The sequence below is a fragment of the Variovorax sp. GW821-FHT09A10 genome, assembly GCF_059418385.1.
Genome location: NZ_JBWKPT010000001.1, coordinates 356,507 through 368,506, shown reverse-complemented (window position 1 = coordinate 368,506; position 12,000 = coordinate 356,507). Strand labels below are relative to the sequence as shown.

The following is a 12,000-nucleotide window of genomic DNA, read 5'->3' as shown; positions in this document are numbered from 1 at the left end:
GTTCAGTTTTCTCGGGTGTACTCGTTCTGGCCGTTGGAGCGCGTCTTGATCTGCTGCTCCCAGGCCGTCTTGTCGCCCACCTTCCAGCCGGGCGCGGTGAAGGCGGTGCCGGTGTTGGCCTGCGTGCCCGTGCCGCTCCAGGGCACCGCGTCGTGCTTGACGCCCTCGGCGTTCGTCTGCGGCTTCTCGCTGCAGGCCGCCAGCAGCATCGCGCCCGAGGCGAGCGCGACGAGCATCACGACCGCGCGCTTCACTTGGTGCCTCCGGTGGGCGGCGTGCCGGCCTGTTGCGAGCCGTAGGCCGTGCCCCAGCCCCAGACCTCGGCGCCCGTGCCGCGGTGCACGACGCGGGTGCGGAAGATGTCGGCCACCATGTCGCCGTCGCCGGCCAAGAGCGCCTTGGTCGAGCACATCTCGGCGCAGGCCGGCAGCTTGCCTTCGGCCAGGCGGTTGCGGCCGTACTTCTCGAACTCGGCTTCGGAGCCGTTGGCTTCGGGGCCGCCGGCGCAGAAGGTGCACTTGTCCATCTTGCCGCGCGCACCGAAGGTGCCCTGCGAGGGGAACTGCGGCGCGCCGAACGGGCAGGCGTACGAGCAGTAGCCGCAGCCGATGCACACGTCCTTGTCGTGCAGCACCACGCCTTCCTCGGTGCGGTAGAAGCATTGCACGGGGCACACGGCCATGCAGGGCGCGTCGGAGCAGTGCATGCAGGCCACCGAGATCGATTTCTCGCCCGGCAGGCCGTCGTTGAGCGTGACCACGCGGCGGCGGTTCACGCCCCAGGGCACCTCGTTCTCGTTCTTGCAGGCCGTGACGCAGCCGTTGCACTCGATGCAGCGCTCGGAATCGCAGACGAACTTCATTCTTGCCATGGTGATTCCTTATGCTTTCTCGATGTTGCAGACCGTGGTCTTGGTCTCTTGCATCATGGTGACGCTGTCGTAGCCGTAGGTGGTGGCCGTGTTGATGGCCTCGCCGCGCACGATGGGCGCCGCGCCCTTCGGGTAGTAGGCCAGCAGGTCTTCGCCCTGCCAGCGGCCCGAGAAGTGGAAGGGCATGAACACCGTGTCGGGCCCCACGCGCTCGGTCACCAGGGCCTGCACGTTGAGCTTGGCGCCCGTGGGCGTGTGCACCCAGGCGCGCTCGCCGTTGCGGATGTTCTTCTCGGCCGCCACCTTCGGGTTGATCTCGATGAACATCTCCTGCTGCAGCTCGGCCAGCCAGGGGTTGGAGCGGGTTTCCTCGCCGCCGCCCTCGTACTCCACGAGCCGTCCCGAGGTCATGATGTAGGGGAACTTCTCGGCGATCTTGTCGGCGATGTTCTTCTGCTGCACCGTCTTGTAGAGCGTGGGCAGGCGCCAGAAGGCCATCTTGTCGTCGTGGGTCGGGTACTTGGCGACCAGGTCGGGGCGCGTGCCGTAGAGCGGCTCGCGGTGCTGCGGAATCGCGTCGGGGAAGTTCCACACCACCGCGCGCGCCTTGGCGTTGCCGAAGGGGTGGCAGCCGTGGTTCTTCATGAACACGCGGATCATGCCGCCCGAGCTGTCGGTCTTCCAGTTCTTGCCTTCGGCCTTGGGCTTCTCGGCCTCGGTGAGTTCGTCCCACCAGCCCAGCTTCTTGAGCAGCAGGTGGTCGAGCTCGGGGTAGCCGGTGGTGATGTCGGCGCCCAGCGAGTGGGAGCCGTCCTCGGCCAGCAGGTTCTTGCCGTTGCGCTCCACGCCGAAGTTCGCGCGGAAGTTGCCGCCGCCGTCCATCACGTGCTTGGACGGGTCATACAGGTTCGGCGAGCCGGGGTGCTTGAGCTCGGGCGTGCCGTAGCAGGGCCAGGGCAGGCCGTAGTAGTCGCCCGAGATGTCGTAGCCGTTGACCTTGTCCTTGACCGAGCCCTTGGCCCGCAGCGTGCGCACGTCGAAGGCGGCCATGTTGCGCATGTGCGCCTGCAGCCGCTCGGGGCTCTGGCCCGAGTAGCCGACGGCCCAGCAGCACTTGTTGATCTCGCGCAGGATGTCGTCGGGCACGGGCTCGTCCATGCCCTTGACCTTCTGCATCTTGTAGTTTTTGCTCAGCTCCTTGCCGAAGCCCAGGCGGTCGGCGAACTGCTGCATGATCATGTGGTCGGTGCGGCTTTCCCACAGCGGCTCGATGACCTTCTCGCGCCACTGGATCGAGCGGTTCGACGCCGTCACCGAGCCGCTGGTCTCGAACTGCGTGCACGCGGGCAGCAGGTACACGGCGCGGTTCGCGTTGGCGTCCTCGGGCCGGCCCGGCATCGCGGCCATGGCGGCCGTGGCCGAGGGGTACGGGTCGACCACGACCAGCAGGTCGAGCTTGTCCATGGCCCGCTTCATCTCGAGGCCGCGCGTCTGCGAGTTGGGCGCATGGCCCCAGTAGAAGACGCCGCGCAGGTTCGAGTCCTGGTCGATGAGCTCGTTCTTCTCGAGCACGCCGTCGATCCAGCGCGACACCGTGATGCCGGGCTTGCTCATCATGGCGGGCGAGGCGAAGCGGCCCTTGATCCATTCGAAGTCCACGCCCCAGGTGGCGGCGAAGTGCTTCCACGAGCCTTCGACCAGGCCGTAGTAGCCCGGCAGCGAATCGGGGTTGGGGCCGACGTCGGTCGCGCCCTGCACGTTGTCGTGGCCGCGGAAGATGTTGGTGCCGCCGCCCGAGGTGCCCACGTTGCCCAGCGCCAGCTGCAGGATGCACGAGGCCCGCACGATGGCGTTGCCGATGCTGTGCTGCGTCTGGCCCATGCACCACACCACGGTGCCGGGGCGGTGCTCGTGCAGCATGGTCGCGACCTTCAACACCTGCGCCTCGTTCACGCCGCAGGCCTCCTCGACCTTGTCGGGCGTCCACTTGCTCGTGACTTCCGCGCGCACTTCTTCCATGCCGTAGACGCGATCGTTGAGGTAGCGCTTGTCTTCCCAGCCGTTCTTGAAGATGTGGTGCAGGATGCCGAACAGGAACGCGATGTCCGAGCCCGAGCGGATGCGCACGTACTCGTGGGCCTTGGCCGCCGTGCGCGTGAAGCGCGGGTCGACCACGATCATCTTGCAGCCGTTTTCCTTGGCATGCAGCATGTGCAGCATGCTCACGGGGTGCGCCTCGGCCGCGTTGGAGCCGATGTACATCGCGATCTTCGCGTTGCGCATGTCGTTGTACGAATTGGTCATGGCGCCGTAGCCCCATGTGTTCGCCACGCCCGCGACCGTGGTCGAGTGGCAGATGCGTGCCTGGTGGTCGCAGTTGTTGCTGCCGAAGAAGCTCACGAACTTGCGCAGCAGGTAGGCCTGCTCGTTGCTGTGCTTGCTCGAGCCGATCCAGTAGATCGCGTCGGGGCCGCTGGCCTTGGTGAGTTCCTTGAGCTTGGCGGTGATCTCGTCGAGTGCGGTGTCCCAGCTGATGCGCTCGTACTTGCCGTTCACGAGCTTCATCGGGTAGCGCAGGCGGTACTCGCCGTGGCCGTGCTCGCGCAGTGCCGCGCCCTTGGCGCAGTGCGCGCCGAGGTTGATGGGCGAGTCGAACACCGGCTCCTGGCGCACCCACACGCCGTTCTCGACCACCGCGTCGGACGCGCAGCCGACCGAGCAGTGCGAGCACACGGTGCGCTTCACTTCGATCTTGCCGGCGCCGATGGCCGTGGGCCGGCCGTCGGCGGCCTTGGCCTTCTGGATCAGCGTGAGCTGGCTGGCCGCCAGGCCCACGCCGACGCCCAGGCCGGAGCGCCGCAGGAAGGCGCGTCGGTCCATGGTCGGCAGGGCGTTCGCGAGGCCGCGCCGCAGACTGTGAACGAAGGGCGACGCGTCGGAGGCCCGCGGGCTCGCGGTGCCTGGGGATTTTCTGGTCAGAAGCACGGGGTCTCCTCAGGCTGACGTGGTGGCGTAGTAACGCTTGACGTGTTCGCTCAGGGAATAGCCGCCGCCGTTTTCGGGCGGGGGCGGCAGGGAAGGCGTGGCGGCGGCGACGGGCGTTTCGGTCGCCACCTTCGGCAGCGCGGTGACGGCCACCGCGGCGGCGCCGGCGGTGGCGGCACCGAGAAAGAATCCGCGACGGGAGGCCGGCTTGATGCCGGTGTTTTGGCTGTCCTGCATGTTGACTCCAGGAGTGGCTGGGCGCGACGAGCAAGGGAAACCCGGTCGGCCTTGTGGATACTAGACCAGCAACAAGGTGTGAGCAACCCGAATACCCCTCGCATTCGTTCGCCTCAGAAGGTGTGAATGAATCCGGCGTGGCCGAGCAGCCCGCCCAGGCGCGCGCCCTCAAGGCGCAAAGCGCAGCCATAGCTCGGGCTATGGCGAGCATTTGCAACGCAGAGGGGGCGCGCCTGGGCGGGATGAGCGGACATGGCGGGTTCGTTCACACCTTCTCAGTCCAGCATGTCGAAGGCCTGCGCCTCGACGTCGCCGAACGCGCGCGTGAAGGCGGCGAGCGCCGCGTAGAACCGCGCCTGCGGATGCTGCAACACAGCATCGCACAAGGCGGGCAGCCAGGGCTGGATGTGTCTGGAGAACATCGCCTGCTGCTGCGTGAGGTTGGCCACCGCCACGTCCTCGCCAGCGATCAGGTAGCGCATGACCTCGAACAGGCAGGCGATGTGGTCCTCGGTTTCGTTGGTGGCCTCGGTGCGCGCCAGGCCCAGCTTGTCGAGGTCGTGGCGCAGCTGCACGAGCGGCTTGTCGTTGAGAAAGCCGCTCAGGTAGTGCGAGCCGAACAGGAACACCTCGGGCTTGCCGATGCCGCCGAAGAGCGCGTCGTATTCCTCGTGCGCGGCGGCGGCGGGGGTGTCGCGCGCGATGCCGACCAGCTGGCGCCACGGTTCTTCCAGAAAGGCGCCCGCGGCCGGCGCTTCGGTGGGCGCGACCTGGAAGGCTTCCAGCAATTCGGCGTCGGGCGCGGCGTACCACAGGCGCGCGAGCAGGCCGTAGAGCTCGGCCCGGGCCACCTCCTCGTCGAGCGCGGACGTGGCGGGAAAGGTCTGGCTCATAGCGGGGCGATCTTCACTTCGTTGGTGGCGCTGTACAGGTCGATGACGCGGCAGTCGCTGCACATCTTGAGGCGCTCCAGCGCTTCGCCCTGGAACATGGCGTGCCCGGCCAGCTTGCCGAGCATGGCCTCGATGGCTTTTTGCGTGCCGAAGGGCTTGCTGCAGCGGATGCAGGCCCAGGGCTTGGCCTCGTTCAGCAGCACCTGCTGCTTGCGCTCGGGCGCGGCCAGCAGGCGCGGCACGAGCGAGACGGCGTCCTCGGGGCAGGTGATTTCACACAGGCCGCACTGCACGCAGTTCTTCTCGATGAAGCGCAGCTGCGGCGCGCTCTGGCTGTCCAGCAGCGCGCCCGACGGGCAGGCGCTGACGCAGGCCAGGCACAGCGTGCACTTGTCCTTGTCGACCGCGACGGCGCCCAGCGGCGATCCCGTCGGCAACGCGAAGGCCAGTGGGGCCTCGGCGGGTGCCTGCAGGGCCGGGGCCGCGCCCATCAGGTGGTCCAGCGCCATCTCGAGCCGGTCGCGCTTGTCGGCGCCGACGGCGAAGCGGGCGGCCGTGGCCGGCACGCGCTGCGTGGTCGTGCGCAGGCCGGCCAGCGCAGCGTCCAGCGCGGCGGGCGAATCGGCCTCGATCACGTGGAAGTGCGTGCCGGTGTAACCCAGGCCGAGCAGCAGCGTCTGCGCGACGTCCCGCTGCTGCTTGAGCGCCGCGAGGTACTGCGGCGCCTCTTCACCGGTGCACAGCACCGCGACCTGCGAGGCGCCGAAGGCGACCGCGCTCAGCCACAGGTCGATGCCGGTGCTCGCCGCATGAAAGAGGTCGACCGGCATCACGCGCGCCGGCACGCCGTGGGCCTTGCCCAGCTGCGCCTGCCGCCCGAGCTGTTCGAGCAGCGCCTGGCCGCCTTCCTGGCTGTGCAGCAGCAGCGCCGCATCGCGCCCGCCCGCCGCGGCATAGGTGCCGAGCAGCTTGCGCAGCTTCAGGCCCTGGTCGGGCGCGCGCGGGTAGGTGTAGCCCAGCGCGCCCGTCGGGCACACCGTGGTGCAGGCGCCGCAGCCGACGCACAGGTTCGGGTTGACCACGATGCGCTGGCGCTGCGGGTCGCTGCTCACCGCATGGGCCGAGCACACCTCGACGCAGGCGTTGCAGCCGACCACCTCGTTGCGGCTGTGGGCGCACAGCTTCTGCTTGTAGTCGAAGAACTTGGGCTTCTCGAATTCGCCCACCAGCTCGCGCAGGCGCAGCAAGGTCTGCAGGCCCTCGGCCTGCGCGACGCCGCCGGGCAGGTGGAAGTAGCCCTGCGGCGGCGCGTGCCAGTCGATCTGCGGCGCGGCGCCGAGGTCGAGCACGAGGTCGAAGGCCGCGTCGAGCGCCTGCGGCTCGCGGCTGAAGTTGATGGCGCCGGCCACGCTGCAGGCGCGTTCGCAGTCGCGGTGCGAGGTGCAGCGCGCGTTGTCGATCTGGTAGTCCAGCCCGATGGCCTGCTCGGGGCAGGCGACCACGCAGGCGTTGCAGCGGGTGCACAGGTCGAGGTCGATCGCGTTGTCGCGCGTCCAGCGCAGCGTGAAGGCGCCGAGCCAGCCGGTGAGCGCATCGATGCGCCCGGCGATCACCGGCCAGCGGCGCGCCTGGGCGCCACCGTCTGCACCGGGGCCTTGCGCGAGCAGGGTGACGTCGAGCGTGTCGCCGACCAGCGCCGCGGCGCGCTCGGCCGCGTCGAGCGGGCCGATGATCAGCAGCCGGCCCTGGCTGGTGTAGGTCACGGTCGAGACGGGGTCGGGTTCGGGCAGGCTGGCGGCGGCCAGCAGCGCGGCGATCTTCGGCATCGCGCTTTTCGCGTCGCGGCTCCAGCCGCCCGTCTCGCGGATGTTGATGAAGCGGATCGGCGAGGTGGCGTTGGGCGTCTGCGTGGCGAGTTCGCCGAACAGCCGTTTTTCCTGGGTGCAGGCGACCACGACGTCGTCGCCGGACTGGATGGCGCGCTGGAAGGAGGTCGCCTCGCGGCGGCACAGCGACGAATGCAGCGGGAGGGTTTCAGCCAGTGCCGCGCCGAGCGTCTTCGGCTCGAGCGGCATCGTCTGGTTGCAGTCGCAAATCAGCGTGGTGGTCATCGGTTTCTTGGCTGGCGGGTTGCAGCGTGGCAACCGGCGGGCTGGGAAGCGTTGCGGGATCCTGGGACTGTGCCACGTCCGTCGCCTCGGTGGCGTCGGGGGTTTCAGGGGGAATGTCTTCGGCCTCTTCGGGGTCTTCGTCGAAGAGCTTGAGGAACTTGGCGCTGGCCATCTGGCGCAGCACGCTCTCGGGCACGGGGGTGGACTGGGAGTAGTCGTCGACGTAGGTGTCGAGGCCGTCCATCACGTTGAAATGCGGATCGGCAAAGAGCTTGCGGAAGGCCGCGTTCTTGACCTCGGGCGCGACCTCCTTCGTGAGGAAGGGCTTGAAGTCGGAGCCGATGTCCAGCGCATCTACATCTGCGAGCGTCAACGGCGGCGCGGTGTCCTGCTCGCCTTCGGCGACGGGGGCGGTGGCTTCGGCGAGAGGGGCGGGCACTGGCGTCGGCACCGCAACGGGTTCCACGGCCGGCAGGGTCTTTTCTTCCACGACGGCCTCGGCCGCGCGCACCTCCTGCTTGCGGCGCGACCAGCGTCCCAGGAAACCTTCAGACATCGCCCGCGCCCCGTCCGCGCTTCTTCTCGGTCGTCACGCTCGCGGCGTTGCCGAAACGGTCGACCAGCGAGCGGAAGCTCTCGGGCCGGCGGCGCCGCTTGGGCTCGACCACGTAGTGCTCGTCGACGAAGGCGCGCACCCAGTCGACCACCTCCGCCGGCGCCGGCACCTGTTCCACGGTTTCCTGCGCATCGAGCCAGCGGCCGGCCTCGTAGTAGCTGAGCGTGACCACGACCGGACGCGGAATGGGCAGCGGCGCGAGCGTGGGCTCTTCGTCCATGCGCCACAGAACGAACCAGCACGGCGTCGGCGTGATCGCGTTGAGGTGGTAGCCCTCGGCCTCGTCGCGGTACAGCTCGACCTTGAAGCCGGGGTGCAGCCAGTGCTGCTCGCCGTCGTCGTCGCGCAGGAGGCGCGGCTCGGTGCCGAAGCCGGGTTCGTCGGGCAGCACGCTGTCGAGCGTCCAGCGCCAGGGCTGCCAGTGGCTCGAGGGGCCGTGCAGGCGTTCGCGGCGCATGACCACCGCGACGTCGAGCGTCGGGCGGCCCGTGGGCGCGGTCGCGGGAGTGTCCGAAGAAGGCATGAACGAACCATAGCCGATGGCGCGCCCGTCTGCGAGCAGTACCCCTTCGCGCTCCGCTCGCAGCGGTGGCGTAGGATTCCGCATGGCCCCACGTGAAGACGACGCAGAAGACGAGACACCGCTGGCTTTCGATGCGGTTCCGCTGCCCCGGCGCGCCGGCGCGCCGCGCCTGAACCCGGCGCGCGGCCCGCTGCTGCGCCGCATCGAGATCGTCGACCAGCACGGCGAACGCCGCGACATCGACATCCCGGCGGAGCGGCCGTTGACCGTCTTCGTCGACAAGCGCGAACTCGTGACGCTGATGACCCTGGGCGCGGCGCCCGAGCTGCTGGTGCTGGGCTACCTGCTCAACCAGGACCTGGTGCGGCGCGCCGACGAGGTCGAGAGCATCGACGTCGACTGGAGCGTGGAGGCGGCCGCCGTGAAGACCCACCGCGGCATCGCGAACCTCGCCGAGAAAACCGCGCACCGGGTCGTGACCACGGGCTGCGGACAAGGCACCGTCTTCGGCGACGCCATGGCGCAGATCGGCGCCGTGCGGCTGCCGGCGGCGCAGTCGGCGCGCATCGCGCAGGGCACGCTGGCGCGCATCCTCGAACAGATGAAATCGCGCAACAGCGTGCACCGGCACGCCGGGTCGGTGCACGGGTGCGCGCTGTTCCGTGGCACCGAGATGCTGGTGTTCGCGGAAGACGTCGGACGGCACAACGCCATCGACACCATCGCCGGATGGATGGCGGTGCACGGCGTCGACGGCGGCGACAAGGTCTTCTACACCACGGGCCGCCTGACCAGCGAGATGGTGATGAAGTCGGCCCACATGGGCGTGCCGATCGTCGTCTCGCGCAACGGCGTCACCGCGATGGGGCACGAGCTGGCCACCCAGCTCGGCATGACCTTGTTCGGCCGCGCGGCCAACCGCCACTTCCTGTGCTACTGCGGGTTCGAGCGCTTCGACGCCGAGCCGCTGGCGCAGGCGCTTACCGCCGACTGAGGGACTGCGCGGCTTAGCCGCGCGCCACGTCGATCACCGCCTTCGCAAACGCCTCGGGCGCCTCCTGCGGCAGGTTGTGGCCGATGCCGCCGCTGACCAGCCGGTGCTCGTAGCGCCCCGAGAACTTCTTCGCATACGCGCTGGGCTCCGGGTGCGGTGCGCCGTTGGCGTCGCCCTCGAGCGTGATGGTCGGCACGCCGATCACCGGCGCCTGGGCCAGCCGGTTCTCCAGCGCCTGGTACTTCGCCTCGCCCTCGGCCAGGCCGAGGCGCCAGCGGTAGTTGTGCACCGTGATCGCCACGTGGTCGGGGTTCTCGAAGGCGACGGCGCTGCGCTCGAAGGTGGCGGCGTCGAAGTTCCACTTCGGCGAGGCGAGCTGCCAGATGAGCCTGGCGAAGTCGTGGCGGTTCTTCTCGTAGCCCGCGCGGCCGCGCTCGGTCGCGAAGTAGTACTGGTACCACCACTGCAGCTCGGCCTGCGGCGGCAGCGGCGCCTTGCCGGCCTCCTGGCTGCCGATGAGGTAGCCGCTGACCGACACCAGCGCCTTCACGCGCTCGGGCCACAGCGCGGCCATGATGCACGCGGTGCGCGCGCCCCAGTCGCAGCCGGCCACGGTGGCGACCGGGATCTTCAGCGCGTCCATCAGCGCAATGATGTCGACGGCCACCGCCGACTGCTGCCCGTTGCGTGGCGTGTCGGCCGACAGGAAGCGGGTGCTGCCGTAGCCGCGCAGGTACGGCACGATCACGCGAAAGCCCGCGGCGGCCAGTTGCGGTGCGACGTCGACGAACATGTGGATGTCGTAGGGCCAGCCGTGCAGAAGGATCACCGGCGCGCCGTCGGCCGGGCCGGCTTCGTAATACCCGATGCGCAGGCTGCCGGCGTCGACGCTCCTGAGGGGTTCGAGGCGACGGGCGCCGGCTGTGCTGGCGGATTGGGCGAAGGCGGGAACGATCGACGTCAGCTGCGTGGCGGCGAGGCCGAGTGCGGCCTTGCCGAGGAACGCACGGCGTGGCAGCGAGGGGGAGGCGGTCATGGAAATCTCCTGGGATGCGAAGGGGGGACGGCGCGATTGTTCGGGGGGAAACCCACCTGCTGATCGGCTTGTGTATGCCTCTGTATCCGCGCCGGTTCCGGCCACACTAAATTTCAAACGCAGGCGCGCAAGACCGCTTCAACGAAACGTGGTGTGTCGATGTCGGGCCGGGATACACAGGCATACGCAATGCCCGTTGCGCGGTGCGCGGGCGGCCAACAATCCGCCCGTCATCCACTCATCGCCTGAAGGAAATCCCCATGACGCGCCCTCGCGGATTCAAGAAGCTCTGGTTCGCACTGCTGTTCTTCGCGGGTGGGTTCGCGCACGAGGTGCGTCACCCGACGCAGTGCCAGAGCGTGGCGTCGGTCAGTCTCTCGCTTCGACCGCCGAAGCGAGCACGTAGCCTTCGCTGCGCACGGTCTTGATGTAGCGCGGCTCGCGCGCGTCGTCGCGCAGGCGCTGGCGCAGCCGGCTCACGAGCAGGTCGATGGAGCGCTCGAAAAGCTCGGCTTCGCGGCCCTGCGTCAGGCTCAGCAGCTGGTCGCGGCTGAGCACCTTCTGCGGGTGGTCCAGGAACACGCGCAGCAGCCGGTACTCGGCGCCGCTCAGCGCCACCATCACGCCGGCGTCGTCGATCAGGTGGCGCGCCACCGTGTCGACCTGCCACTCGCCGAACCCCAGCTTCTGCGAAGGCTCGACGGTGCCCATGTTGGGCGGCAGCATGCGCGTGCGGCGCATCACGGCGCGGATGCGCGCCAGCAGCTCACGCGCGGAAAAGGGCTTGGCCAGGTAGTCGTCGGCGCCCATCTCCAGGCCCAGGATGCGGTCGGCTTCCTCGCTGCGCGCGGTCAGCATGAGGATGGGCGTGGCCTTGTACTTGCCGGTGCGCAGGTCGCGGCACAGCGTGAGCCCGTCTTCGCCGGGCAGCATCAGGTCCAGGATGATCAGGTCGAAGGGCCCCGACGCCTCGAGCGCGGCGCGCATGTGGCGCCCCGTGGGCACCGCGACCACGCGCAGGCCGTTCTTCACCAGGTAGGTGGTGAGCAGTTCGCGGATGTCCCGGTCGTCGTCGACGATGAGGATGTGGTCGGAGGTCTTGGGCGTCATGGCAGGGGAGGCATTGGCGGCACGGCGCCGCAGCCGCAATGTAGCGTTCCGGCGGCGCGCCGGGGGTGGCCGTGGAAACGTAGTGTGTGGATGTGCGGGCCAGATACACAGGCATACAGAAGGCGATCCGGCAGGGGGTGGGCGGCCCAACAATCCGTGCGTTCTCCAACCACCCTGCATTCAAGGAACCCCCATGACCCGCATCGACAAAGTCCTCTACACCGGCAAGACCCGCACCTCCTCGGGGGGCCGCGACGGCGAGGCGCGCAGCTCCGATGGCCGCCTGGACATCAAGCTCTCGTCGCCCGGCAGCGCCGGCACCGGCACCAACCCCGAGCAGCTGTTCGCGGCCGGCTGGTCGGCCTGCTTCATCGGCGCGATGGGCAAGGCGGCCGGCAAGATGAAGGTCGCGCTGCCACCCGACCTGGCCGTGGATGCCGAGGTCGACCTGGGCACCGCCGGCGGCGAATACTTCCTGCAGGCGCGCCTGAACGTGAGCCTGCCGGGCCTGGACCGCGAGGTGGCGCAGGCCCTCACCGAGGCCGCGCACCAGACCTGCCCCTATTCCAAGGCGACCCGAGGCAACATCGACGTTGCCATCCACCTGGTGTGAGCCCGCTGCGC

At 69.1% G+C, this 12,000-nt stretch carries 12 protein-coding genes; 2 read left to right on the top strand and 10 right to left on the bottom strand.

What is annotated here, in order from left to right:
• Positions 1–2 precede the first annotated feature (2 nt).
• The 8 genes from AC07Q9_RS01785 to AC07Q9_RS01750 all read right to left on the bottom strand — a co-directional run bounded on the left by AC07Q9_RS01785 (position 3) and on the right by AC07Q9_RS01750 (position 8,236).
• Positions 3–254 (bottom strand): hypothetical protein, encoded by a 252-nt coding sequence (locus AC07Q9_RS01785; protein WP_082817975.1) that lies wholly within the window; start codon positions 252–254, stop codon positions 3–5.
• Positions 251–871, bottom strand: a complete 621-nt coding sequence (fdh3B, locus tag AC07Q9_RS01780; protein ID WP_495307026.1) for a formate dehydrogenase FDH3 subunit beta — start codon at positions 869–871, stop codon at positions 251–253. The genes AC07Q9_RS01785 and fdh3B overlap by 4 nt, the downstream gene beginning before the upstream one ends.
• A 9-nt stretch (positions 872–880) precedes the next feature.
• The gene (locus AC07Q9_RS01775; protein WP_495307025.1) at positions 881–3,856 is read right to left on the bottom strand and encodes a formate dehydrogenase subunit alpha; all 2,976 of its coding nucleotides are present in this window, start codon (positions 3,854–3,856) and stop codon (positions 881–883) included.
• A 9-nt stretch (positions 3,857–3,865) separates the two neighbouring features.
• The gene (locus AC07Q9_RS01770; RefSeq protein WP_390345410.1) at positions 3,866–4,093 is read right to left on the bottom strand and encodes a formate dehydrogenase; all 228 of its coding nucleotides are present in this window, start codon (positions 4,091–4,093) and stop codon (positions 3,866–3,868) included.
• Between the two features lie 275 nt (positions 4,094–4,368).
• Positions 4,369–4,986: a TorD/DmsD family molecular chaperone gene (locus AC07Q9_RS01765; protein WP_495307024.1), complete on the bottom strand. Its 618-nt coding sequence runs from the start codon at positions 4,984–4,986 to the stop codon at positions 4,369–4,371.
• Positions 4,983–7,061, bottom strand: coding sequence for a 4Fe-4S dicluster domain-containing protein (locus AC07Q9_RS01760; RefSeq protein WP_495308204.1), 2,079 nt, complete (start codon positions 7,059–7,061; stop codon positions 4,983–4,985). The genes AC07Q9_RS01765 and AC07Q9_RS01760 overlap by 4 nt, the downstream gene beginning before the upstream one ends.
• On the bottom strand, positions 7,021–7,653 hold the full coding sequence (locus AC07Q9_RS01755; protein ID WP_495307023.1) for a DUF3306 domain-containing protein: 633 nt from the start codon (positions 7,651–7,653) through the stop codon (positions 7,021–7,023). The genes AC07Q9_RS01760 and AC07Q9_RS01755 overlap by 41 nt, the downstream gene beginning before the upstream one ends.
• Positions 7,646–8,236 carry a DUF3305 domain-containing protein gene (locus AC07Q9_RS01750; RefSeq protein WP_159277698.1) on the bottom strand — a complete coding sequence of 197 codons (591 nt, stop codon included), beginning with the start codon at positions 8,234–8,236 and terminating at the stop codon, positions 7,646–7,648. Before AC07Q9_RS01750 ends, AC07Q9_RS01755 begins: the two co-directional genes overlap by 8 nt.
• 82 nt (positions 8,237–8,318) lie before the next feature.
• On the opposite strand from AC07Q9_RS01750, the gene AC07Q9_RS01745 reads away from it, so the two are divergent.
• Positions 8,319–9,230, top strand: coding sequence for a formate dehydrogenase accessory sulfurtransferase FdhD (locus tag AC07Q9_RS01745; protein ID WP_369644133.1), 912 nt, complete (start codon positions 8,319–8,321; stop codon positions 9,228–9,230).
• Positions 9,231–9,243: 13 nt separating this feature from the next.
• On the opposite strand, the gene AC07Q9_RS01740 is transcribed toward AC07Q9_RS01745, so the two are convergent.
• Together AC07Q9_RS01740 and AC07Q9_RS01735 are read right to left on the bottom strand one after the other, a co-directional pair.
• Positions 9,244–10,266, bottom strand: coding sequence for an alpha/beta fold hydrolase (locus AC07Q9_RS01740; protein ID WP_495307022.1), 1,023 nt, complete (start codon positions 10,264–10,266; stop codon positions 9,244–9,246).
• A gap of 369 nt (positions 10,267–10,635) precedes the next feature.
• Positions 10,636–11,376, bottom strand: a complete 741-nt coding sequence (locus tag AC07Q9_RS01735; RefSeq protein WP_062470956.1) for a response regulator — start codon at positions 11,374–11,376, stop codon at positions 10,636–10,638.
• Between the two features lie 193 nt (positions 11,377–11,569).
• Between AC07Q9_RS01735 and AC07Q9_RS01730 the strand changes: the two genes are divergently transcribed.
• Entirely contained in the window at positions 11,570–11,989 is a 420-nt protein-coding gene (locus tag AC07Q9_RS01730; RefSeq protein WP_307589588.1) for an organic hydroperoxide resistance protein, read from the top strand.
• The last annotated feature ends 11 nt before the right edge of the window (positions 11,990–12,000 follow it).

Coding starts and splice junctions, on each gene's coding strand:
- AC07Q9_RS01765 (WP_495307024.1), bottom strand. CDS start 4,986: ATGAGCCAGACCTTTCCCGCCACGTCCGCGCTCGACGAGGAGGTGGCC.
- AC07Q9_RS01730 (WP_307589588.1), top strand. CDS start 11,570: ATGACCCGCATCGACAAAGTCCTCTACACCGGCAAGACCCGCACCTCC.
- AC07Q9_RS01745 (WP_369644133.1), top strand. CDS start 8,319: ATGGCCCCACGTGAAGACGACGCAGAAGACGAGACACCGCTGGCTTTC.
- AC07Q9_RS01760 (WP_495308204.1), bottom strand. CDS start 7,061: ATGCCGCTCGAGCCGAAGACGCTCGGCGCGGCACTGGCTGAAACCCTC.
- AC07Q9_RS01740 (WP_495307022.1), bottom strand. CDS start 10,266: ATGACCGCCTCCCCCTCGCTGCCACGCCGTGCGTTCCTCGGCAAGGCC.
- fdh3B (WP_495307026.1), bottom strand. CDS start 871: ATGGCAAGAATGAAGTTCGTCTGCGATTCCGAGCGCTGCATCGAGTGC.
- AC07Q9_RS01755 (WP_495307023.1), bottom strand. CDS start 7,653: ATGTCTGAAGGTTTCCTGGGACGCTGGTCGCGCCGCAAGCAGGAGGTG.
- AC07Q9_RS01735 (WP_062470956.1), bottom strand. CDS start 11,376: ATGACGCCCAAGACCTCCGACCACATCCTCATCGTCGACGACGACCGG.
- AC07Q9_RS01770 (WP_390345410.1), bottom strand. CDS start 4,093: ATGCAGGACAGCCAAAACACCGGCATCAAGCCGGCCTCCCGTCGCGGA.
- AC07Q9_RS01750 (WP_159277698.1), bottom strand. CDS start 8,236: ATGCCTTCTTCGGACACTCCCGCGACCGCGCCCACGGGCCGCCCGACG.